Genomic DNA, 24,249 nt, shown 5'->3' with positions numbered 1-24,249 from the left:
TGAAAAAATAATTATTTATAAATCTCTGAAGAATTCTTAGGATTATCATTCTCCATTCTTCCAAGGTAAGTTTGCATACATCTGAAACCAACATAAGCTTTTGCTGTATCCTGATATTCATATTGTCGGGCAGTTACTTGTAAAAAATATCCAATATCCTTCCAAGATCCTCCTCTAACTACTTTTTTCTTCATTTGAGGAGCTTCATCTTCACTTGCGTTATATTCATAGTTAGGGTTCATATCCCAACTAAAATTGAAAGAGGATTCATCATAAGCACTCAATGTCCATTCTGATACATTACCTGACATATCATACAAGCCCCAATCATTAGCAGGATAATGGGCAACAATTACAGTTTGAATACCACCATCCGCCACATAATTTCCTCTACCTGGTTTAAAGTTAGCTAAGAAACATCCTTTATCGTTTCTTAAATATGGGCCTCCCCAAGGATATGGATTCATTTCCCATCCACCACGGGCTCCCCATTCCCATTCAACCTCAGTAGGGAGTCTGAATTCGTTCACAGCCACTTCACCTTTCTGATGTAACCACCTGTTCATCAAATCTGTTCTCCAATAACTAAAAGCTTTTGCTTGTTTCCAGTTTACACCAACAACAGGATAATTATCATAAGTTGGATGCCAAAAATAATTTTTAGCCATTGGATCATTATAACTATAGGTAAAATCATGAATCCAACATAGTGTATCAGGATAAATATTGATATTTTCTGTTCTAATATAAATACTTCTGTCTTCGTAACCTTCTGGCCTATTTGCAAAACCTCCTCTATCGGAAGGATAATCACCATCGGAAACTACATAACCCCGAGTATCTCTGGAATACTCCTTTTTAGCCGCAGCATGAAGATCAATCCAGTAGTATTGATAAATCAATTTACGAGAATCAATTTGCTTTTTACGATAAAACCTTTCGTGAGTAGGAAGGTACATAACTTCTAATGCATCTCTAACTTCCTCATCTTCACTTTTCCAATCTATCTCGGTTTCCCAGTTTAAAAATGGAGGATCATATAACTCACCGGTTTCTTCATTCTCGGTGATTAAAAATTCTTCCTCATTTATTTGACCTAAATAGCCACGAGCTATTGAATCTCGCACCCAATTTACAAACTGTCGGTACTCATTGTTAGTAATTTCAGTTTCGTCCATATAAAAGGACTGAGTAGAAACAGTCTTGGGCTCGTGAACATGAGCGTAGGGTACATCTTGATCACTTGCACCCATCGTAAAGCTACCTAATGGTATGAAAACCATACCATAAGGAGCTGCCTGATAAAAGGCAGGGCGATCCTGTACACCTATTAATTCACCATTACCACTATTACTACAGCTTGTAGCAATAACCGCAATCAGTAAATAAAAAAACAGTTTTTTCATATTAACTCCTGTCATTGATCTCAATATTATTACCAGAAAACATAGCAAATCTATAATAAAATATTCAATTATGCTATAAAAATCTAGTATTTTTATAACTTCTATTAGGTTTCTCAATCTCTAATTTAAAACAATATCCAAGCCTGATTTCATGCGACCCTCCGTTTTTTAGAGCATTCATATTTATATCGTATGCATATCCAACTTTAATATTCTTATAATTCACTCCTGCCATTAGAGCAACTCCTTCTTGATGCTTATAAACAACGCCTCCCCAAAAGGATTTATTGTACTCGCCGATCACACCGACATTTAATAGGATTGGTGAATTTTGAGTGTATGCTAAAAACACAGAAGGTCTTACTTCAATTTTCGGCATTCTTACAAACTTCAAATTATAACCGCCAGTAAAATAATACCTTCTTTTTAGTTGTGTTTTACCTCCTGCCACCTCCATGGTTCCTTGATTTATCTGTGTAGAAGATAAGCCTAAATACCATTTATCGGATTTTTGATAATACAATCCAGCATCTATGTCAAAGATCATTCCCGATTCTTCTTCGGTAGAGGTTAGTAAAGGATCTTCTCCTTGCACATTGAAGTAAGAAAAATCGACTTTCTTATTAGCCAAACCTATCCCAACTCCTATTCCCAACAAAGCATTACCAACTTTACGATGGTACGCATAGTTTAGTTTAACTTTTGTGGTACTAAATCCTCCAATCTGATCTGATGAAATAACACCACCCAAACCTCCTTTTAGCATTTTCACCGGGGACTCCAAGCTAACGGCATACACAGTTGGGGCTCCTTCGAGGCCTACCCACTGTTGTTTCATAATTCCAGTGGCGCAAATGGCATTTCTACTGCCCGTAAAACCTGGATTATAAACCGAAGGGACAAACATATACTGAGTGAATGTTTGCTCCTGCTGGGCCACCGAATCATTAACTATTACTAATATTATAATAAAAAAAGCTAAGGCTTTTTTAAACATATTCATTTGTTTTGGTTTTCTGATTATGGCCTTTAAATACTTGTGTAATATCGTTTATTTAAAGCTTTTCTCAGTTTTCATTTCTCATCCCTACAAACTTGCAAAACAAGGCCGTAAAAGTATAAAGTTTTTTCTAAAAATTAAAACAAACAAATAAGACATTTCAATAATGATTTCAACAGTCTGATTCATGCTATTATACTCAGTTTCAATTATAAAGTTTCAAGAAAAAAAATATCTTATTAAATCTGAATCGTTTCACTTAAAACAAATCGACTAAATAAATCCTAAACTGTCCATATCCATCATTTTATCGTGGTCTTTTTTGATTGCATTAATGATTTGATTTTTAGTGACTACAGTTACATACTTAGCCGTAGAATACTGAACCTATAACGCAATGAAATTAATTTTAGTATAAGTGGCTTTAGGTATTGATAATATATTACTTTTGCCACCGTTTTTTAAGTATCACAACTATGTCATTTGTAACAAAAGAAAAGCTTTTTAGTCTAGACTGGTTCAAAGTCTACAGCCTAATTTTACTAGGAACATTTATTATGTCTGCTGGCTTTGTATTCTTTATAAGCCCTTATAAAATGGCTCCTGGAGGCGTTTATGGGGTAGCCATCATTCTACACCACATGCTTGGATTACCCATAGGGATGGTCGGATTAGCATTAGACATTCCACTCACCTTAATTGGTATTAAAATACTAGGACCACGCTTCGGCATTAAAACTGTAGTTGGGTTTGTAAGTACTTCACTTTGGATCACCCTACTGGAGAATCTTTGGGGTTATGAGGCTTTAGTGGACAACGCTCCTCTCCTTTCTTCAATTTATGGTGGTGCCTTGATTGGAGTTGGCCTAGGGATGGTATTTAAAGCCAAAGCTACAAGTGGCGGTACAGATATTATTGCAATGATAGTCTCTAAGTATACCAAACTACCCGTTGGTCAAGCATTAATTATTATTGATTCAGTTATTGTATTGGGAGGATTAGTTGCCTTTGGAGACTGGATGATCCCTCTTTTAAGTTGGCTGGTTATCTTCCTAACTGGTAAAATTATTGATGCCATGGTAGAAGGAGTTGGCTACGAAAAATCGGTGATGATTATTTCTGAAAAGCATGAATTAATAAGAGATAAGATTATTAATGATATGAGACGTGGAGGAACTTATTTAAATGGCACAGGCATGTATCAAGGTGCTGAGAAAAAAATCATCATGACTGTGGTTACTAGAAGAGAATTGGTGCTATTAAAACATTTCATCGGAAGTATTGATAACAAAGCTTTCATTATGGTTTCTGATGCAAATGAAATCATGGGAGATGGTTTTAAATCTCTTAATGACGATTAATAATACTATTCGAATATAAAAACAAAGGGCTACGAAATTTCGTAGCCCTTTGTTTTTATGGCATCATCAGCTTTATTTAATCAAAGACATTTCTTCAACCAAATGGCCAGCACCAGCAAACTTATCTATGATAAATAGACAATATCTAATATCTAATGTAATATTTCTACATTGGTCAGGATCATAAACGATATCGCTCATGGTTCCTTCCCAGTTTCTATCAAAATTTATTCCGATTAAATGGCCATCGGCATTAAACACTGGACTGCCTGAGTTACCTCCAGTAGTATGATTAGAAGCTGCAAAACACACATTCATCTGACCTTCTTTATTGGCATAAGCTCCAAAATCCTTCTCTTGATAAAGCTTTTTCAATTGATCTTCCACCACATAGTCGTAAATATCTGGATTTTCTTTTTGCATGATTCCATCTAAGGTGGTAAAGTGCTCATAATAGACTCCATCTCTAGGAAAGTACCCATCCACCTGACCATAAGCAATACGCATAGTGAAATTTGCATCAGGATAGAAAACCTCTGTGGGTTGATAATCCATCTGCATTTGCATATACGCTCTATCCAAGCCTTGTAAACCACTTGTTAAATCTTCTGAAGCCTCCTTAATCTCTTCACTTTTATTTGTTAAACTTTGAGAAAATTGAAAGGCAGGATCTTTTTTTATGGTTTTCAGAAACTTCTTATCATGCTTAGCCAAAAGACTGGTTAAATCATCTTGTTGGGTAAAGATAGACTTTTCAAATAAGTAAGAAACATACTTTTTAAAATCATTTTTATATTTCTTCTCAATAAAAGTAAAATAATCTGGAAGGTCTTCAGTATCTACTCCTACATAATACTCATCCAACAAACGCACAGCAATAGCTTCATCAATAGGCTGATAATAGTTTTTGAAGAAACTTGCAATACTCTTGTCCAACTTTACTGCCATCTCCTCGATTTTAGTTTCATCAAGCTCCTCTTTTTCCAATTCCTCTATGATATTTTGAAATCTAGAAGCAAACGAAACTAATTCTATACCCATCCCCGCTTCACGATAATACTGATATTGCTTCGTCCATGGGCTAAGTTCTGCATATAGTTTCCTATATTCAGGTATAACATCAGAATACTTGGCTTTCATTTCAGGATTTTCATCCATCCACTTTATCATCTCATTTTCTTTAATAAACTTGTTTTCAATGGCATTCATTCTTTTAATACCTTTATTTTCACCTTGCCATTTTTTCCAGCCATTAGCCAACGAGGCCACTTTACCTGCATATTGAATTCTAACTTTTGGATCTAAGTTTTGTGCCGCTTTCATGATATCTAAGCGAATGGTACGCATTTTTATCTTGATCGGATTTTCTTCTTCGGTAATTAATTTCACTGCATCTGAAACCAAATATTCTCTAGTAGTTCCGGGATATCCATAAACGAAAGTGAAGTCTCCTTTTTCAACACCTTGCAGGGAAATCTTTAAATGTTTCTTTGGATTGTATGGAACATTATCTTTAGCATATTTAGCTGGACGATTGTTCTCATCAGCATAAATTCTGAAAAGGCTAAAGTCACCAGTATGACGCGGCCACATCCAGTTATCTGTATCACCACCGAACTTGCCAATATTGCTTGGAGGTGCACCAACCAATCGAATGTCCTTATAAACTTCGTAGAAGAACATGAAATATCTGTTTCCAGAGAAGAATGGTTTAATGACAATATCAATGCCATTATCCATAGCATTGGCTTCTTTTAGCTTCTTGATATTGTCCTTTACTAATTCATCTCGTTTTTTCTCGTCCAACTGCTCATCTATTCCTTTTAAAACCTCCTCAGTTACTTCTCTCATTTCCACAAGAAAAGTAGCAGTCAGGCCAGGGTTAACTAACTCCTCACCTTTATCCATGGCCCAAAAACCATCGGTTAAATAATCATGCTCAATACTACTATGAGATTGGATTTGTCCATAACCACAATGGTGATTGGTTAAAAGTAATCCTTGATCACTGATCAATTCACCTGTGCATCCTCTACCAAAAATCACGATGGCATCTTTTAAGCTGGCATTATTTATACTATAAATATCTTCTGCCGTAATATTCATACCCATTTCTTTCATCTGTGCCTCGTTCAATTCTCCAAGAAATAAAGGAATCCACATGCCTTCTTTTGCAGAAAGTTGCGAGGTAAAAACAGTGAGAAACAGAAGAAAAATGATACTAATTCTTTTCATATTTGATACTATTTAATAGCTAAAGTTTCAATTTCTACTAAAACACCTAATGGTAATTCTTTTACAGCAAAAGCAGCACGAGCTGGGGGATTCTCCGCATAATATTTACCATAAACTTCATTCATTGCAGCAAAGTTTGACATATCAGAAAGCAAACATGTAGATTTTACCACATCGGCAAAGGAATAACCCGCAGATTGCAATATGGACTCGATATTCTTCATTACTTGCTCAGTTTGTTCAGTAATTCCTCCATCTACAACCTTTGAAGTTGTTGGATCAACCGGAACTTGACCAGAAACAAATAATTGTCCATTTTTTTCAATGGCCTGACTGTAAGGACCGATGGCTTTGGGTGCCTTCTCGGTAAATATAACTTTTTTCATTTGAAGTGTATTTAATTGTGTAACATTAAAAAATCAGCCCAAAGATAGACTGAATTTATAATTTCACCAAGAATTAGGACTTATGAGAACTTAATAATCGAGGTGACTCTTTTTCTTCTCCACTTTTAGGTCCTTAAACATGGAAGATTTAATATTGATACTGAAGTTCCAACTTTTCCAAGTTCCGAATGGGGTCCAGTTGAAACGCATTTCCCAGCAATGGAGGTCTCTAACAATATCAATCATGGTAGTAGTCAATTTTTCGTTTTTGAAATCATAACCCGATCGAAAATTCATCTTCCAATTTGGAGTGAGTTGCAGATTCGCTGTAAATCCCAAAGTTTGGGTGACATCATTATCTCTGATTAATTCATAATTAAGATAATCATGCCTCATATTATAACTTAAATTATAAGATAAATTTATAGACCAAGGTATAGTTCCTGACTTGGTTTCTTCCTTCTTTTTATCTATTGACTTTGGTTTGTCTTCTTTTTTAAACAACCCATCTTTTAGGGTATTATTATTTAATGTCAAGTTTAAACCCGTGGACCAACTCATATTCTCCATTCTATAAAGCCTACGATTCACACTCCACTCTGTTTGGTTCAAATTCTTGGTTCCTGCTGAGTCAAGAATATATGGATCCCAAAGACTATTATATCTGATATCGATATTCTTAAATAATTTAGTCCTACCACTAATCCTCAATGGTTGCCAATTTAAAGAATCTACGGCCATATTATAGGAAGTTGTAAAAGTTAGGTTATCAATCAAAACGATTTTGCGATCTCCAGTCACCGTATCATTTCTATCTCTAACTTTCATTTCAATATTATTGGCTAATGAAAAGTTAAGATTCCCACTTTTGCCACTTCCTGGACTGCCATAAATTCCGTTAGCAAATAGAGAATACTCCACAACCTCCTCTGTGTAGGCATTAATATAAGAATCATAATAACCATATTGAGATTCACTAAAATCAGGGCGATAAGAGAAACCTACAGTTGGAGTTACCACATGCCTAATGGCTTTTACTGGTGAATTCTTCCCAAAAGAATACATCCCATATAACTTTGTAGATACATTGGAACTCAAGCTAAAATCATTGGCCGTAATAAATCCACTAATTGTATCTTGTCCCATTGAACCTAGAGTATCATTATCAATATTAGTAGCGTCGATCCAATACCTATCAATATGCTGTGAATACCACCTTGATGTTAAATTAATAGAATTGGTCCAGTTTAAATACTTCAAAATCTTAACACTACTACTGATAGGGATTTTGTGCTGCATCCCATTATTAAAATACTGTTCCCAACCTGGGGCAAACATCATAGAATCGGCAACAGACACTGTATTCTTAGCATCCATGGTATAAGTCAAGTAAATATTATCGTACCATTTTAATGCACCTGCCTTGTCTTTTTTTCTAAAAGGATAAAAACGAGTTCCGCTCAATGAGATTTGCGGCAAGGTCATGGTTACTATTTTTGTTTGAGTATTCTGACTATGCGACAAGTTGGCATTAAAGTTCCAATTCTCGCCAAAACGAGTAGAATAGTTTACACTTGACTGAAAAGTACTAGATACTTTATCTTCATAGGTATTGCTAAGCTCATATTGATTATAAGAACTTGAACGCATATTCACATTGGCTGAAAATTTACTTTTCGGTCTGGATTTAGGGTCTTGGGAGTGACTCCATTGAATGGCAAAGTCATTACTTTTATTATAATCTGGAGAACCTTCGCTTCCCACAATATTTATGGCATATTTTAAATTTAGATTACCTGTATACCTATATCTTTTCTTATAAGAAGCTTTGGTATTAAGAGCCCACGAACCTCTTGTATAAATACTTCCTAAAAATTCTAGGTCCATATAATCGCTTACCGCCCAATAATATCCCCCATCCCTAAAATAAAAACCCTGTGAAGCAGATTCTCCATAAGAAGGTATAATGATACCGCTTTGTTTTCCACTTTGGTTAGGAAATAACCCAAAAGGAACCAGCAGAGGAGTCGGCACATCAGCAATCTCAAAATAAGCTGGACCTGTGATAATTTTATCACCAGGTATTACTTTCGATTTACGAAAACGGAAGGCATAATGTGGATGGTCGAGATCACAAGTGGTAAACCTACCTCCCTGTATATAAGCAGTATTATCTGGCATTTTCTTAATTTTCTCACCATGTAAAAATCCACCACTTTCTTCTGTGGAAACTCCAGATATTAATCCTTTTTTAGTATCGAAATTATATTTCATCTCCACACTAGCAAATTCATCATCAGATTCTTTAAAGATAGGCTCCCCCATCACTTTTCCAGTACTGTCTTCCATTCCTCGTGAATAAATCTCATTTTTAGTAAAATCTATTTCCATATAATCACCTTGCAGATTAATACTACCATAAGTGATGTTATCTTCTTTATACAAAAAGACCTTTCGAGTTCTTAAATCAAAACGAAGGGAATCTTTGGCCTGATAATCTACTTGCGCATCCAAAGTGGAGGATTGCATGGGGGGAATTGAATCCATCGCTACAGAATCATTAGCAATTGTATCCATTTTTATGAGCAACGAATCAACAATTTTTATTGAATCTGGCATCAAAATTGAAGAAGAATCCACCAATATGGGATTTAACAGGCTGTCTTTTCCTGCATCAACCGTGCTATTATTTTGCCCACTTACATTGAGTATGAGGCTAAACAATAGAACTGTTGACAGAAAGCGAAAGCAATTTCCTGTTGATAAATTCGTTAACAATTTGTATATGATGTTATTAGACAAATAGTCTTATTCAATAATTTTAAAGCCAAAACTAAATAAATTTGCCATAAAACAAGTATGACTACAAACACAAAATCAAATAGCTTAGTGTTTTTAACTTTGGTTAACACTAAAACCCGATATTTTACCCAAAACATCCTTTTTTTCTTATTGATATTATTCATTTTTCTTCCACACGAAAAAATAACCGCTCAAAACACCTTAAACAAAATCGTAATTGACGCCGGTCATGGAGGAAAAGACCCCGGAGCTTCCGGAAAATACAGCCGTGAAAAAGATGTAGTGCTTTCGATTGCACTAAAAACTGGCCAATTAATTAAACAAAAACATCCAGAAGTTGAAATTATATACACCAGAAAAACTGATGTTTTTATTCCCTTAAAGGAAAGAGCAGAAATCGCAAATAAATCAAATGCTGATCTATTCATCTCTATCCATTGTAATTCCAACAAATCATCACAACCACATGGCAGCGAAACTTACGTGATGGGATTACATAAAAGCGAAGCCAATTTAAACGTAGCAAAAGCTGAAAATGCGGCCATACTTTTTGAGGATGATTACGAAACTAATTATGATGGTTTTGATCCAACCTCTGAAGAAAGTCATATAATTTTTAACTTTTTTCAAAATAGTTTTAGTTCTCACAATCTAGACTTAGCTACAAAAATGCAATATCAATTTACCAACAAAACCCCTCTAAAAGACAGAGGAGTAAAACAAGCTGGATTTTGGGTATTATATAAAACTACAATGCCTGGTGTGCTTTTGGAGCTTGGATTTTTAAGTAATACCAATGATGAAAAGTTTTTAAATAGCACAAATGGACAGAAGAAATTAAGTGATGCTATTGCTGTGGCTGTCAGTGATTATAAAAAAAGTCATGATGCCATAGAAAAAGATAAGGCGAAACACAAAAATCATGATATCACCTCTTCTCCTTCTGATGACGAAAAGAAAAATGAAATGACAACTATCAAGCCAGAGGAAAATGTTATTGTACCAACTCTAATTGAGGAGGAAAAAACAAAAACGGAGGCTAAGCCTATTGAAGAAGAGAAACCAGTTATTGCTTCAGAAAAGGTTATTTATAAGGTTCAATTCTTAAGCCTCTCTACGCAAAAAAAATTAGAAGGTGGAAAATATTCTAGCCTACCCACCATCTCATCTTATCCACATAAAGGAATGTATAGATACACTTCTGGGGAGTCTGATAATTATGAGGAAGCCTTAGTATTACAGGCAAAAGTGCGCAAAGCCGGTTTTAATGATGCTTTTTTAGTGGCTTTTTTAAATGGCGTAAGAATCAGCATTAAAGAAGCTAGAGCTAAGAATAGAGAGTGATTTTCGGCTTCTGTTTTCAGGAAATAAGACAAATTAACACTTAGCTTCGGCAAATTATTCAGATATTTGAAAAAAATTCTAAGATGAAGATCAATAGAGAGACAAAAATTGGAATTATATTTATAGTAGCTGCAGGATTATTATACTGGGGTTATAATTTCCTGAAGGGAAAAGATGTTTTTATTAAAGAGAGAACCTTCTATGCCAGGTACTACGATGTAAGCGGACTATCTAAATCAGACCCTGTTTTTATTAATGGTCTTAGAGCTGGAAATGTAAAAACCCTATATTTTGAGCCTGATAATAGCGGACGAATCATGGTAGAGTTACAGCTGACCCAAGACTTTCCACTACCCTCCAATACCATAGCAAAAATTATAAGCACTGACCTAATGGGCACTAAGGCCATTAGTTTACACATTGGAGACACTCCTCATTTATTGATGGATGGCGACACCATGAAAACCAGTATAGAAAGCACTTTACAAGAACAAATGGAACAAACTATTGGGCCATTAAAGCATAAAGCAGAAGAGCTTCTATCTTCGGTAGATGAAATTATTGGAAACTTACAAACCATACTTAACAGCGAAACCTCTGAGAATATTAAAAGCAGCTTGGGTCATCTAGAGAAATCCCTAGTCAATGTGGAATCAGTTACAGGAAACTTAGATTCTTTATTAAGTCAGGAAACTAGTAGTATAAAGAGGATTTTAGACAATGCTGAGTCCATTACAAGTAATTTAAGGGATAATAATGAGCATTTAACGGCTATTCTTACCAATTTCCATGAGATTAGTGATAGCTTGGCGGCGGCTGATATGGCTTCCACATTAAGGTATGCCAATAAATCCTTAGCTGATTTCTCTATGGTTATGAATAAGATTAATAATGGAGAAGGCTCTATGGGTGCCTTAATGAATAATGACACACTTTATATTGAAATGGAAAAATCAGCAAGAGATTTGAATTTATTATTAGAAGATATTAAAGCAAATCCTGGAAGATATGTGAAATTTAGTTTATTCTAAACTCTATCTTCTCGATTTACTTTTTTTCAACTTATTCTTCTATTTCACCTTCTTTTCTGAAGATATCTGCCCTTTTTCTTGGTCGATAATCGTCTTTCCAAATGAATCCTCTCAATTTTTCTTGTGAAGCTTTAACGAATTGAGTTGGAGTTAAGGTTGCTGTTGGCTTATCGATATAGGTAATGGTTTCTAATTGCTGATCTTTTAGAAAAATCAACATGTCTTTCGATTCTATTTTGTTCATACCTACTGGAGTTCCATCTTCTTCCCACATAAAATAGAGTGTTTCTGATTTTCCAAGCATCAGGATTTTTCTCATATCTCCCTCTCTAAACCAAGCATGCATATTTTTCCCGCTCACCTGATTATAAAATCGTGGTTCAACAGTATCCTGGCTCACCAAAAACACATCGGATTGGAAAGAAGCAGAATCTAATTCGCCGTTTTTCGAGATTAAATCTATTCTTTGGCAGCTAATTTGATTGTCTTCAAACCAGAGGAATGGGTTAGAGTGAAATTGCAAGGTAGAATCATTAAAAAAATAAACCAAACTATCAGCCATACCTTGCATATCTTTAGAAAAGAATTTCATGTGATTGTATGCAAATAAAAACTCTGGCTTTTCAATGCTATCGAAACGAATCATCAAGGTATCGGCATGCAGAAAGGAGGAATCCCCATTATCAACAAAAATAGCTTGTGCGCTATCTACCATAAAAGCAAAAAACTTAGCTTTATTATAAACTCCAAATTCTCCAGTCACCAAAACGTCATTGGCTGTATCGGTCATCACCACATTTCTAAAGACCTTAGAAAGGCCTCTTTCTTTGCTATAAAAGATACTATCGCCACTAATGGTATTGGTCTTATTTTGAACAAAAGCATTCTCACTTAAGCGAGCTTCTTGATTTTGAGTATCATAAAACCCACTCTCTGCATACATATAGGAACTATCCCCTACAATAGTACTAGGACCCATAAAATATACACGCTCTGTATTGGTTTCATATTTCAAGGTGTCTGACTTCATCACAAAATCAGGGTTTATTACCACCACACTATCCTTGAAGTAAACAGTTTCTATTTGATTATAATAATATCCTTTTTTACTGGTTAAAACATTGGTAGAATCTTCGATTCTTCCCCAAACAAAATACCTCCCTATACCTGAATTCCTATCATAGATTAGCTCATCTGTGTATAATGTGGCTTTCTTGTCAACTAATCGAACATTATTATAAAACTCAGCCACTTTGATATTACCATCATAAAACAGCTGATCACCATACATGTCAAGAGTATCATTCACAATAATATGAACTTGACCAAAAGCATCGATACTATTATTATCGTAGAGGTATGCACTATCGCAAAAGAAAAGGGAGCCCTCGTGTTCTGCTCTAACTTTTCCAATTAGTTTTTGGGCACTTTGTCCTGACACATTATCGAAACGACCTACATCAGCATGGAGAAGATTTATCTGTTTAACCTCCTCTGGGGATTTGCTAACTTGCGCCATCAAGGATATTGCATAAATAGTAAGAAATACAAGAAAATATAGTTTTAGTTTCATTAGAAATTTATAGCAAAAACATAAAGCGCAAAGTTAGCACTTAGATTAGAAATCAAGAATATTTTAAGCAAATTTAATAGCCAATTCCATTTTTGTTCTAATATCATCGCGAACACAATTTAAAGCAGGATTTCCAATGAAGTCGAACAAGACTTTACTCTCTATGGCTACAATTCTAGTTTCTGTTTCTGAAACAAATTGCACAGCGAGTTTGCAAGGAAGTATTAATCCTAGATCCTCCTCTTTAGTGATGGCATCGTAGGCATATTGAGGATTACAAGCTCCAATAACCTTATATCTGCGAAAATCTTTTCCAAGTTTATTTTTAAAAACCTGATCAAGATCAATTTCCGTTAATATACCAAAACCTTCATTTTGTAGGGAGTCAGTTAAGCGCTGAACTGCGGTATCGAAATCGCAATCCAACTTTCTTCCAATAGAATATTCCATATTAATTATCGCTTACCTCTAACTTAAACCCTGTTCCGTGAACATTGGTAATGGAAATATTCGGATCAATTTTCAACATCTTACGAAGCTTGGCAATAAACACATCCATACTTCTACCAATGAAATAATCACTAGAACCCCAAATCTTTTCAAGCGCATATTCTCTTTCAACCAATTGGTTTTTATTTTCAGCCAATAATTTAAGAAGGGCCGCTTCTTTTCTTGTTAAAGAATAATCCTTACCTCCATGAATAAGAATCATATTCTTATGATCGAATTGAATAGTACCCAATTCAAAAATATCTGGAATCTTCTTCTGACGGTATTGAATTTCGCTTCTCTTGAGGATGGCACCAATACGAAGACTTAATTCTTCGGTACTAAATGGCTTTGTAATATAATCGTCACATCCCGCTTTAAACCCAGCAATCCTATCTTCTTTCAGCGACTTTGCGGTGAGGAAAATAAGAGGAATATCAGCATTTATTGCCCTAATGTCTTTTGCCAATCTGAAACCATCTTTCTTTGGCATCATTACATCTAAAATACACAGGCTAAATTCATTTTCTTTAAACGCTTCGAGGCCTTCTTCACCGTCGTTACGCAATACGGTTTCGTATCCCAACATTTCCAAATAATCTTTAAGGACCATACTTAGGTTGGCATCATCTTCCACTAAAAGGATTCTTGTTTTATCTTCCATAATTACTATTTTACTTCTATGTTAAAAGGGAAAAACACTTCAAATATACTGCCTTTTCCCCATTCACTGGTCAATTTAATATTTCCTCCATGAGCATCGGTAATCAGACTCACATAATAAAGTCCTAATCCAAAACCTTTTACGTCATGAATATTCCCTGTATGAACACGGTGAAATTGTTTAAAAATATCTTTTTGGTCCTCCGATTTTATTCCAATCCCATTGTCTTCTATGCTGATAATAAGACCTTTTTTATTATTTCTAGTTCGAATAATGATAACAGGTGTACTTGGGGTATATTTTATTGCATTATCAAGCAAATTACTAATTACATTAACAAAATGCATTTTATCAGCCCATATCTTGGGATAGTTGGCAGCAAAATAAGTTTTTATAACTCCTCCTTTACTTGAAACGGAAATCTCCATTTTATTAATCAAGTCATTGAGCACCTTGTGGGTATCTACATCTTTTTTTCTAATCTTCAATTCACCTTTATCAATCACCGCAATCTGTAACACCTGTTCCACCTGATGTTTAAGTCTTTGATTTTCATCATAAATCACCTTAGCGTATCTTCTTGCTTTCGGAAGATCACTAAGTATTTCATCACGTAAAAGCATTTCTGAAGTTAACGAAACCGTAGCTATAGGAGTTTTAAACTCGTGAGTCATGTTATTAACAAAGTCATTTTTAATAAGTGAAATTCTTTTCTGCCGGAAAGACACATAGATAATATAGATAAAACTAAAGCCAATAATTAAAACGAAAATTGCAGAAATAAGAATTCCTGTAATCATTTGTTCAAATATGATATGACCTTGATTAGGGAAATATATTGACAAATAATAAGTTTCTCGATGATTATATAAACACGACAACGAAACGCAGTATGAACTTGATAATAATTCATCCCCATAGTCACCAATATGACCTCCTGATAAGCTTCTATGATTTTGTTCTTCTCTATAAACAGCGTAATAATAATTCTTTTTAATACGAATACTAGCTAATTCTGCAGCCAATATACTATCCAAAACTGGATACTCTACATGATGTTTTGCATCATCAAGAATGTGATTACAGCTTGGGTTAAACATATTAACATTCTCATAAGTATTTTGAATGGTATACAGGTTATTTACAACCGTTTTTAATGTAACCTGTACTTGGTCTACAAACTGTTCCTTTTTTAAATTGATTGCATTATCAATCCAAATAAACTGAGTTATAACAACGCCAAAAATAGATAGACCCGACAAAATAATAATTAGAATTCCTGTGCTTTTCTTCATAAAAACATAAATGAACTGAAGATTAATATTTAGAATTTAACAAAATTACAAATATTCTAGGCAATGTCTTAGGAAAATCGAAAAGAAAGGCCTATTGTTGTTTAATTAACAGCTCCTTAACAGAAGTTAACAGGGGATTAACACGAGTCAATGGAAGTCAGACATACATTTGTTGACATAAAAAAATAATTAAACTCAAAGAACATGAAAAAATTAATTTTAAGTTTAGCTCTTGCAGCTTTTATTGGTGGAAGTTCACTTGCTATTGCAGGTACAACAAATAGTACAGATCAAAACGCCAACATGGTTGAGATGATTCAAGATGGTAAGAAAAAAGCCACTTCAACAACTAAAGATGCTAAGAAAGAAGGTTGCGACAAGAAAGCTAAAAGCGACTGTAAAAGTAACGATGTATTAAAGAAGAAAAGCTGCTGTTCTGATGGCAAAGCCACAAAAGAAAAAGCTGCTAAACCAGAAAAAAAATAATTGAAGCTTTATATTAAGGGCAATCTAAGGATTGCTTTTTTATAAAATCAATTTACTTTTCATTTAGTTTTGCCCCCTGATCGTTAGAGATGGGGGTTTCTTTATATAATAACATCTCATTAAAACCAGAATCCAATATTTAAGAATCCTGAAATAGTTCTATAATTAGAACCCATTACTGATAATTCTACTGGACCAATCACACTGTCATATCCCCAGGTCAAACCATATCCGATAGCGCTATTATCTACATAAAACAAATCTGATTTAATGAAAGTAGTATTTCCGACGTCCACCGTAGCCATTAAATAGTGGCGTTTATGAATATTATACTGCAAGCGTAACCTACCTGCTAGCATCTGAGTCCCATACAATTGAAACACATTTAACCCACTAAAAGAAGTCATGCCTGGTAAATAATGAGCCCCTTGACCACCTAACATAAACATATGACTAACATAGATTCCTGTTCCAAAAGTCAAACCTAGGCTCACTCTAGGACGAAAAGTCCATTTTGAACTAAGTGGAATGGCCTTATCATAGGTTCCAGACAATATGGTAGCTTTCTCACCAAAATTTAAATTTCCACCTTGTAAAAATTCCGTAATAAAAACTGCATTCACATCAACTTTACCCCCTCTAGTAGGAAAGAAGCTATGATCCCATCTGTCTACTTTTAAAAATGCAAAGAAATTGAAGAAAGACTGTGAAAACTGTGAATTATTCACACCAAAATCAATTCCAATATTATTTCGCAAACTGGAAACTTCCATTTGCACCCCACCACCTAATGATACATTTCTTCGACTTATTGACTGTAAATACAATTCCACCAATAAATTTGACATCTGATATTCACCCACTTTATCTTTACCATTTAAATAATCGATAAAAGAAAAGCTAAACCATTTGGTAGCAAATCCGAAACTAGGTAACAAACTTCTATTCTGATAATATTTCAAACCTAAATGAGGATTCTCACTTAAGCCAAGAGTAGTTTCAAGAAGTGTATTTTTGAAAAGCAAATTCCTAAACCGACTGGTGACCAATATACCTGCCTTATAATCAGAATCGTAATGAAGACCCAAACCAATACTCCCTAACTCATCTTCCTCCACTTCTATCTTTAGGATTGCACCTTGTTTGCCTGGAATCAAACTGTACTTTGCCGTTTTGAAAAACAAACTTCCATAAACCTGCTCTATCGCCCCCTCCAAATCTTCAATTTCTACCACATCCCCCTTTTTCTCATTAAAAAGCTTTTTTAAGGTTTGGGTAGAAACAATCTCGTTTCCAACTACAACAACAGAATCTAAAACAAAGTGCGAGATGGGCTGAAGGTCTCTTATCTTTAATTCATAATCGGGAAACTTTTTAAGATATGATGCTAAACTATCCAACCGTGACTTATTCTTCAGACCAGCCCTTTCTCCACGCAGCATGATACTATCATAATCAGCAAATGAGCCTACTCCATATCCTGTAATATCAGGTTGAATATAGTAATCTACATATTTCATGGCTGTATCGTTCAATGCTTTTCGATAAAACCCTGCACTTCTATCAAGTATTGAAGTAATTGTATTCAGATCCTCCACTTTATAATCGATATGGCTCTGCACATCCACTCCAATAATAATATCGCATCCTCGCTCAGCTAATTCCTTTGCAGGAAAATTATTTACCAAACCTCCATCAACCACAAGCTTCCCTTTAACCACAACAGGGGTAAATACTGTTGGAATAGCCATACTTGCTCTCATAGCTTCTGCCAAACTCCCATCTTCAATTATCACCGACTCTCCATTTGCAATGGCTGTTCCAATACACAAAAATGGAGTTTGAAAATCTTTAAAACTATGATGTTGGTATACTGGAGTTGTTAGAGTGGATAACAATAATGATATATTCTGACCATATTTTATTCCAAATGGAAGACTTATCTTTTCTTTTGTGACAGGAAAACTAATAAATTGCTGTTCATTATAATTTTTCTCATCAAGACTTAATTGCCTTCTACTTATTTTATCTAAAAGAAGATCAGTCCAATTCTGACTTCTAACTAAATTCTCAATAAATTCGGGGCTATAACCAATGGCATATAATCCACCTACGATACTACCCATACTCGTTCCAGCTACATAATCCACTTCGATTCCAGCATCTCTAATCACCTTTAACGCACCAATATGTGCAAACCCCTTAGCTCCCCCTCCACTGAGCACAAGACCTACTTTTGGCCTCGTTTTACGAGTTGTATCGAGTTTTACAGGTTCTGCAATTAAATTTAATGAAAACAATATTAGCATCAAAAGCAGTATTGTTCTTTTCAAAAAACACAATATAATGATTTGAGAACTAAACAAAAAATTGCTCCATGAACGATATGTCATCACTTTTTTCATTGTTATTATTAAAATCTAAAACCTAAATTTAAATCTAGAACCAGTTTTCCTTTTGGATATGCTTTAGCCACTGAAAAACTTACAGGCCCTAAAGGACTATAGTAACTGTAAGATAATTGCCAACCACTATAAAATTTATTATCTTCAAATGACTTATCAAAATCAAAATTCAGCGATAATAAATTTCCTTTGGCCGTTAAATAATGTTTCTTCCAGAAATTATATCTCAAACTTAATCTAGGGTTAAAAGCAGTATGCCCTCCAAGTTCCATAAAATCATATCCAGGGAAAACAGTGTAATTTACAAAATACGATGGTTGAAAGCCACCAAACTTAGCCTGCTTTGAAATGGGTACTTTCTCAGCCAAAATCTTATAAAAATAAGCATCAGGTATTATAACCCAAGCTTTACGAAGAGTTATGATACCATTAAACTCTACAAATAAAGATGTATAGTCATAATCATAAGTATCATATACTACAAGGCCAGCATCATCTGTATCAATATCAGTATTTTCACCAGCTCCAAATTCCATCTTACCCCTAAAGCGCATGCCTGTATTTGGAAAGTATAACTTATCATATGTATCCACTAAAATGTCAGCAAATAATCCAACACTTACATTATCAGCATTATCAAAATCATAAACTGAGACGTCCTGACTCACAGTATTTTGCCTCAGGTTATAACCTAATTTAAATCGCAGTAAGTTCTTATAGGTCAAAAGTCCAAAACCATTAGTCTGAAAAACACCATTATTAAAACTAACATTTGACTTGCCATTCTTATACCGAAACCCCGGTTGAGAAAAAGCAATTAAATCGACTCCATAACCGGGTTTAAATCCATTATCAACAACATATTCAGCAGCAAACCTTGCCACTGTACCTAATACTAGATCAACAGATAAACGTCCATTTTGCGCGCCGAAATTTCGCGCTGTCAAATTGAGTAACAAAGCTGCTTTAGTAAATTCATTATAATGTGCTCCTACATTTAAATCAAATAAGCTGGCCTCCTCCACTGTAATTTTGATTATTGTTTCTCCATTCCCAGTTCTACTTAACTGATAGTCTACTGTATGAAACAATTTGGTCCCATACAATTCATTAATTCTATCATTGAGCTCAAATACAGAAATCAAATCACCTGAAAATACATCTAATTTACTTTTCAAATAAGAATCGGACACCCTCTTATTTCCAATAAACTTCACATGATCAACATATAACACATCCATAGATGGGAAAGCATCTTGATCCCCTCTAACTTTTTCTCTTTTAAATGAAATAGAATCAAGGAAAGCCCTTATTTGGGGAACCATTTGTCGGGCTTTTCTTTCACCTCTTGCTATTAAAGAATCGGCCCTATTAAAATCCATTGCTGTGAAGGGATCAATTTCAGGTTTGATGAAGAGGTCAATAAGCTCAAGGTTCTTCTCATAATTATCTTCTCCGCTCAGAAAAATAGATTGAGATAATACTTGAACTAAATTAGTAATGTCTTCTTGTGGGTATAAAGGAGTCTGTATATCTACACCTATTAAATAGTCTGCACCAAGTTTTTTCACCTCCTTAGCAGGGAAATTATCTATAATTCCTCCATCAACCAAATAATAAGGACCCCATTTAACTGGAGCGAAAGCTGATGGAACCGACATAGAAGCACGAATAGCTAATGCGATATTTCCGGTATCGAGCTTGATGGCTTGCCCACTCAATAAATCTGTAGCCATACAAAAAAATGGCTTATCTAAATCTGAAAAACTTTCGACATGATATACGGGGTTTGACAAAGTGGTGAGCATTAACATGACATTCTGTCCATAAACCAGACCTGGAGGAATACTCAGCTTACGTCCCTTTAAACCTAGAGAAAAAACATACCGTTCACTGTCCAGCTTCTCATATATACCTAAATCTCTACGACTTACCTTATCATTCAAAACCAAATCCCAATCTTGAGTTAAGGCCATCTTCTCAATTTCAGATATGGAATAACCCATAGAGTATAAACCTCCAACAACAGCCCCCATACTCGTTCCACCAATGAGTTCTACGTCGATCCCCTCCTCTTCTAATACTTTTATCACCCCAATATGTGCAAAGCCCCTAGCTCCGCCACCACTCAAAACCAAACCAATTCGAGGGTTTTCCACATCAGAATTCTGACCATAGACTTGAGAAACCCCAATCAATAGAATTAGAATAAAATATAGATTTTTTTTGACAAACTTATTATGCATAAATTTTTCAATGATATGAATTGATTTTCAAAGTATAAAAATAAAAAAAATCTGCTTCATATATTAATAAAGCAGATTTTATATTTTTAAATAATCTATATCCAATTATCTACCATGACATTGCTTGTACTTCTTCCCACTCCCACAGGGACAAGGTTCGTTTCTACCAATTTGTTTTTCAGCAATAATTGGTTGCGATTTTTGCTTGGTTTGTGTATCACTATGTGACTGAGAAAGCAAGTCATCTCTACCTTCGGTTAAATTCTTTTGACTACTTGGTAACTTAGCCTCCTCTAATTTAGCTTCAGCTTTTGGTAAGTCTCCCTTAACTAGAAAAGTGGTAATTTCTTTATTATTTCTTTGAATCATATCCTTAAATAAATTGAAAGATTCAAATTTATAAATCAATAAAGGATCTTTTTGCTCATAGGTAGCATTCTGGACAGACTGTTTTAAGTCATCCATTTCTCTTAAATGCTCTTTCCAGCTGTTATCGATAATACTTAATGTAATCCCTTTTTCCACTGATAAAGGAATTTCTTTTCCGCCATCATTAAATGATTTCTCCAAATTGGCCACTACATTTATGGTCTTAATTCCGTCAGTAATTGGAATAGCGATATTTTCGTAATGATTCTGCTTTTCATAAACATCCTTTATCACTGGATATACATTTTCTGAAATCCTAATATTCTTTTCCTTATAATTTGAATAAGCTTTATTATAAATCTTCTCTGTGAGCTCTGAAGCATTAACATTCATAAACTCTTCTCTTCCCACAGGGCTTTCCATTGTTAATGATGAAAGCAACTCCATATTAAATGCATCGAAATCTTTATTCTCTATGTACTCACTTACCATTTGCTCTACATAGTCAAACATCATATTGCTCACATCTACTGCTAAACGCTCGCCAAATAAAGCATGATGACGTTTCTTATAAATCACTTCTCTTTGAGAGTTCATTACATCATCGTATTCCAATAATCTTTTACGAATACCAAAGTTATTCTCTTCCACTTTCTTTTGCGCTCTCTCAATACTTTTGGTAATCATACCATGCTGAATCACCTCTCCCTCTTGAAGGCCAAGGCGATCCATTATTTTAGAAATCCTATCAGAACCAAACATCCTCATCAAGTTATCCTCGAGAGAAACATAGAATTGAGAGCTACCGGAATCTCCCTGACGACCAGCACGACCTCTTAACTGTCTGTCGACACGACGAGAATCGTGACGTTCTGTACCTAAAATGGCTAAACCACCAGCTGCAATTACCTTCTTACTCAATTTAATATCGGTACCACGACCAGCCATATTGGTAGCTATAGTTACCGTACCTTCTTGTCCAGCTTCAGCTACAATATCAGCCTCTCGTTGATGCAATTTCGCATTCAAGACATTATGTTTAATTTTTTGACGAGTCAACATTCTACTCAACAACTCTGAAGTTTCAACAGAAGTGGTACCCACCAAAACAGGACGTCCAGCTTTTACTAACTCCTCAATTTCATTGGCAACTGCATTAAATTTCTCACGAGTAGTTTTAAATACTAAATCTTCTCTATCATCTCTAACGATTGGTCTATTAGTAGGTATTACAACCACATCCAATTTATAGATATCCCATAATTCTCCCGCTTCTGTTTCCGCAGTACCAGTCATACCTGCTAACTTGCGATACATTCTAAAGTAATTCTGAAGGGTAATAGTAGCATAGGTTTGAGTGGCTGCTTCTACTTTTACATTTTCCTTTGCCTCAATAGCTTGGTGGAGTCCATCAGAATAACGACGTCCTTCCATAATACGACCCGTTTGCTCGTCAACAATTTTAATCTTATTGTCCATTAACACATATTCCACATCCTTTTCGAAAAGTGCATATGCTTTTAGTAATTGATTAACGGTATGTACTCTTTCAGATTTAATAGAGAAATTTCTTAATATCTCCGATTTTTTCTCTATTTTTTCTTTTTCATCACCAGCATCTTTATCAAGCATAGCTAACTCCGCGGCAATATCTGGTAGGATATAAAACTCAGCCTCCTCATAAGAATCGGTAAGGATATCAATACCCTTATCTGTTAGCTCAATAGAGTTGGTTTTTTCTTCAATCACAAAATACAATTCATCATCGATGATATGCATATGCTTAGCTTGTTCAGCAAGATAGAAATTCTCAGTCTTTTGCATGAGTGTTCTCTTACCTTCTTCACTTAAATATTTGATAATTGCTTTATTCTTTGGCAATCCTCTAAAAGCACGAAACAATAACTCTCCACCTTTTTTCTCTTGTTCTGAGTTAGGATTAGAGCCTAATATCTTTTTGGCTTCTGCTAATAAGCTGGTTACTAATTTCCTTTGGGCCTGATACAAGCGCTCCACATTAGGCTTCAGGTTATCATACTCCTGATGGTCACCTCTTGGAGTTGGACCAGAAATAATCAATGGTGTACGAGCATCATCAATCAATACTGAATCGACCTCATCCACAATCGCATAGTTTGGTTCTCGCTGTACTAATTCATCTGGATTTGAAGTCATATTATCTCTCAGATAATCAAAACCAAATTCATTATTAGTTCCATAAGTAATATCTGCATTATAAGCTTGTCTTCTTTCTTCAGAATTAGGCTGGTGTTTATCAATACAATCAATTGTTAAACCATGAAACTCGTATAACATCCCCATCCACTCTGCATCTCGTTTTGCTAAGTAATCGTTCACTGTAACAACATGAACTCCTTTACCTGAAAGCGCATTAAGGAACACAGGCAATGTTGCTACTAAAGTCTTACCCTCCCCAGTTGCCATCTCAGCAACCTTGCCTTGATGTAAAACGGTACCACCAATAAGCTGAACATCATAATGAACCATTTCCCATTTGATCATGCTACCACCGGCAATCCATTCATTATTATAAAAGGCTTTATCGCCTTTAATATTCACATTCTCCATCCGAGCAGCAAGGTCCCTATCATGCTCACTGGCAGTAACTTCCAGTTTTTCATTATCCATGAACAATTTGGCTGTAGCTTTTACTACAGCAAAAACCTCAGGAAGAATATTATCAAGCACAGTTTGAGTAGTTTCATAAATACTGTCCTTCAGCTTATCCATTTGTTCATAAAGCTTTTCCTTTTCATGGATATCTATATCAACTTGGTCATTTATCTGCTGTAAGATAGCAGCCATCTGATCCTCATCAGCCTTTGTAGCATCAGCTATTTGTTTTTTGAATCCTAATGTTTTAGCACGAAGCTCATCAGCACTTAGTTTTGAAATTTGCTCATAAGCCTTAATAGCCTTATCAGAATAAGGTTTTATGTCTTTTATATCACGATCGGATTTACTTCCGAGAATTTTCTTAAAAATACCTAGCATATTACTCTTTTTTTTGCTGTAAATATGATATTGTTAATCAATTATCATACTCTATTTTAAAATATGACTAATTGACACCCAATTCAAGTTTGCAAAAGTAAAAAAAAACACCGTTTAATAATACCAATCTAAAAATCAATAA

16 protein-coding genes are annotated in these 24,249 nt (G+C 34.9%); 4 read left to right on the top strand and 12 right to left on the bottom strand.

Annotated features, from left to right (window positions below):
* Positions 1-11: 11 nt before the first annotated feature.
* The gene (locus tag HNS40_RS02580) at positions 12-1,421 is read right to left on the bottom strand and encodes an SUMF1/EgtB/PvdO family nonheme iron enzyme (RefSeq protein ID WP_216664150.1); all 1,410 of its coding nucleotides are present in this window, start codon (positions 1,419-1,421) and stop codon (positions 12-14) included.
* A 58-nt stretch (positions 1,422-1,479) separates the two neighbouring features.
* Positions 1,480-2,403, bottom strand: coding sequence for a type IX secretion system membrane protein PorP/SprF (locus HNS40_RS02575; RefSeq protein WP_172277204.1), 924 nt, complete (start codon positions 2,401-2,403; stop codon positions 1,480-1,482).
* A 479-nt stretch (positions 2,404-2,882) separates the two neighbouring features.
* Here HNS40_RS02575 and HNS40_RS02570 point away from each other — a divergent pair, with 479 nt between their 5' ends.
* Entirely contained in the window at positions 2,883-3,767 is an 885-nt protein-coding gene (locus tag HNS40_RS02570; RefSeq protein WP_172277201.1) for a YitT family protein, read from the top strand.
* Between the two features lie 72 nt (positions 3,768-3,839).
* Here HNS40_RS02570 and HNS40_RS02565 read toward each other — a convergent pair whose 3' ends face one another.
* From HNS40_RS02565 to HNS40_RS02555, 3 genes are all read right to left on the bottom strand, one after another.
* The gene (locus HNS40_RS02565) at positions 3,840-6,002 is read right to left on the bottom strand and encodes a S46 family peptidase (protein WP_172277198.1); all 2,163 of its coding nucleotides are present in this window, start codon (positions 6,000-6,002) and stop codon (positions 3,840-3,842) included.
* Positions 6,003-6,010: 8 nt separating this feature from the next.
* Positions 6,011-6,388, bottom strand: a complete 378-nt coding sequence (locus HNS40_RS02560) for a RidA family protein (RefSeq protein WP_172277195.1) — start codon at positions 6,386-6,388, stop codon at positions 6,011-6,013.
* A gap of 90 nt (positions 6,389-6,478) precedes the next feature.
* On the bottom strand, positions 6,479-9,112 hold the full coding sequence (locus HNS40_RS02555) for a putative LPS assembly protein LptD (protein WP_172277192.1): 2,634 nt from the start codon (positions 9,110-9,112) through the stop codon (positions 6,479-6,481).
* Between the two features lie 135 nt (positions 9,113-9,247).
* Here HNS40_RS02555 and HNS40_RS02550 point away from each other — a divergent pair, with 135 nt between their 5' ends.
* A complete protein-coding gene (locus HNS40_RS02550) occupies positions 9,248-10,534 on the top strand; it encodes an N-acetylmuramoyl-L-alanine amidase (protein WP_172277189.1) in 1,287 nt (428 codons plus the stop codon).
* A gap of 83 nt (positions 10,535-10,617) precedes the next feature.
* Positions 10,618-11,565, top strand: coding sequence for an MlaD family protein (locus HNS40_RS02545; RefSeq protein WP_172277186.1), 948 nt, complete (start codon positions 10,618-10,620; stop codon positions 11,563-11,565).
* Positions 11,566-11,596: 31 nt separating this feature from the next.
* On the opposite strand, the gene HNS40_RS02540 is transcribed toward HNS40_RS02545, so the two are convergent.
* The 4 genes from HNS40_RS02540 to HNS40_RS02525 form a co-directional block, all read right to left on the bottom strand.
* Complete coding sequence (locus HNS40_RS02540) at positions 11,597-13,138, bottom strand: OstA-like protein (protein ID WP_172277183.1); 1,542 nt, start codon at positions 13,136-13,138, stop codon at positions 11,597-11,599.
* 63 nt (positions 13,139-13,201) lie between these two features.
* Positions 13,202-13,588 carry a DUF302 domain-containing protein gene (locus HNS40_RS02535; protein WP_172277180.1) on the bottom strand — a complete coding sequence of 129 codons (387 nt, stop codon included), beginning with the start codon at positions 13,586-13,588 and terminating at the stop codon, positions 13,202-13,204.
* Between the two features lies 1 nt (position 13,589).
* Complete coding sequence (locus HNS40_RS02530; protein ID WP_172277177.1) at positions 13,590-14,291, bottom strand: response regulator transcription factor; 702 nt, start codon at positions 14,289-14,291, stop codon at positions 13,590-13,592.
* A gap of 5 nt (positions 14,292-14,296) precedes the next feature.
* Positions 14,297-15,586 carry a sensor histidine kinase KdpD gene (locus HNS40_RS02525; RefSeq protein WP_172277174.1) on the bottom strand — a complete coding sequence of 430 codons (1,290 nt, stop codon included), beginning with the start codon at positions 15,584-15,586 and terminating at the stop codon, positions 14,297-14,299.
* 204 nt (positions 15,587-15,790) lie between these two features.
* Between HNS40_RS02525 and HNS40_RS02520 the strand changes: the two genes are divergently transcribed.
* Entirely contained in the window at positions 15,791-16,072 is a 282-nt protein-coding gene (locus tag HNS40_RS02520; RefSeq protein ID WP_172277171.1) for a hypothetical protein, read from the top strand.
* Between the two features lie 119 nt (positions 16,073-16,191).
* Here HNS40_RS02520 and HNS40_RS02515 read toward each other — a convergent pair whose 3' ends face one another.
* The 3 genes from HNS40_RS02515 to secA all read right to left on the bottom strand — a co-directional run bounded on the left by HNS40_RS02515 (position 16,192) and on the right by secA (position 24,107).
* Entirely contained in the window at positions 16,192-18,381 is a 2,190-nt protein-coding gene (locus tag HNS40_RS02515; protein ID WP_172277168.1) for a patatin-like phospholipase family protein, read from the bottom strand.
* 104 nt (positions 18,382-18,485) lie between these two features.
* Positions 18,486-20,723, bottom strand: a complete 2,238-nt coding sequence (locus tag HNS40_RS02510; protein ID WP_172277165.1) for a patatin-like phospholipase family protein — start codon at positions 20,721-20,723, stop codon at positions 18,486-18,488.
* 105 nt (positions 20,724-20,828) lie between these two features.
* Complete coding sequence (secA, locus tag HNS40_RS02505) at positions 20,829-24,107, bottom strand: preprotein translocase subunit SecA (protein WP_172277162.1); 3,279 nt, start codon at positions 24,105-24,107, stop codon at positions 20,829-20,831.
* Between the last annotated feature and the right edge of the window lie 142 nt (positions 24,108-24,249).

Origin of the sequence: Lentimicrobium sp. S6 (assembly GCF_013166635.1) — a bacterium.
In the GTDB taxonomy this organism is placed as follows: domain Bacteria; phylum Bacteroidota; class Bacteroidia; order Bacteroidales; family UBA12170; genus UBA12170.
This window is presented reverse-complemented; position numbering and strand designations above follow the sequence as displayed.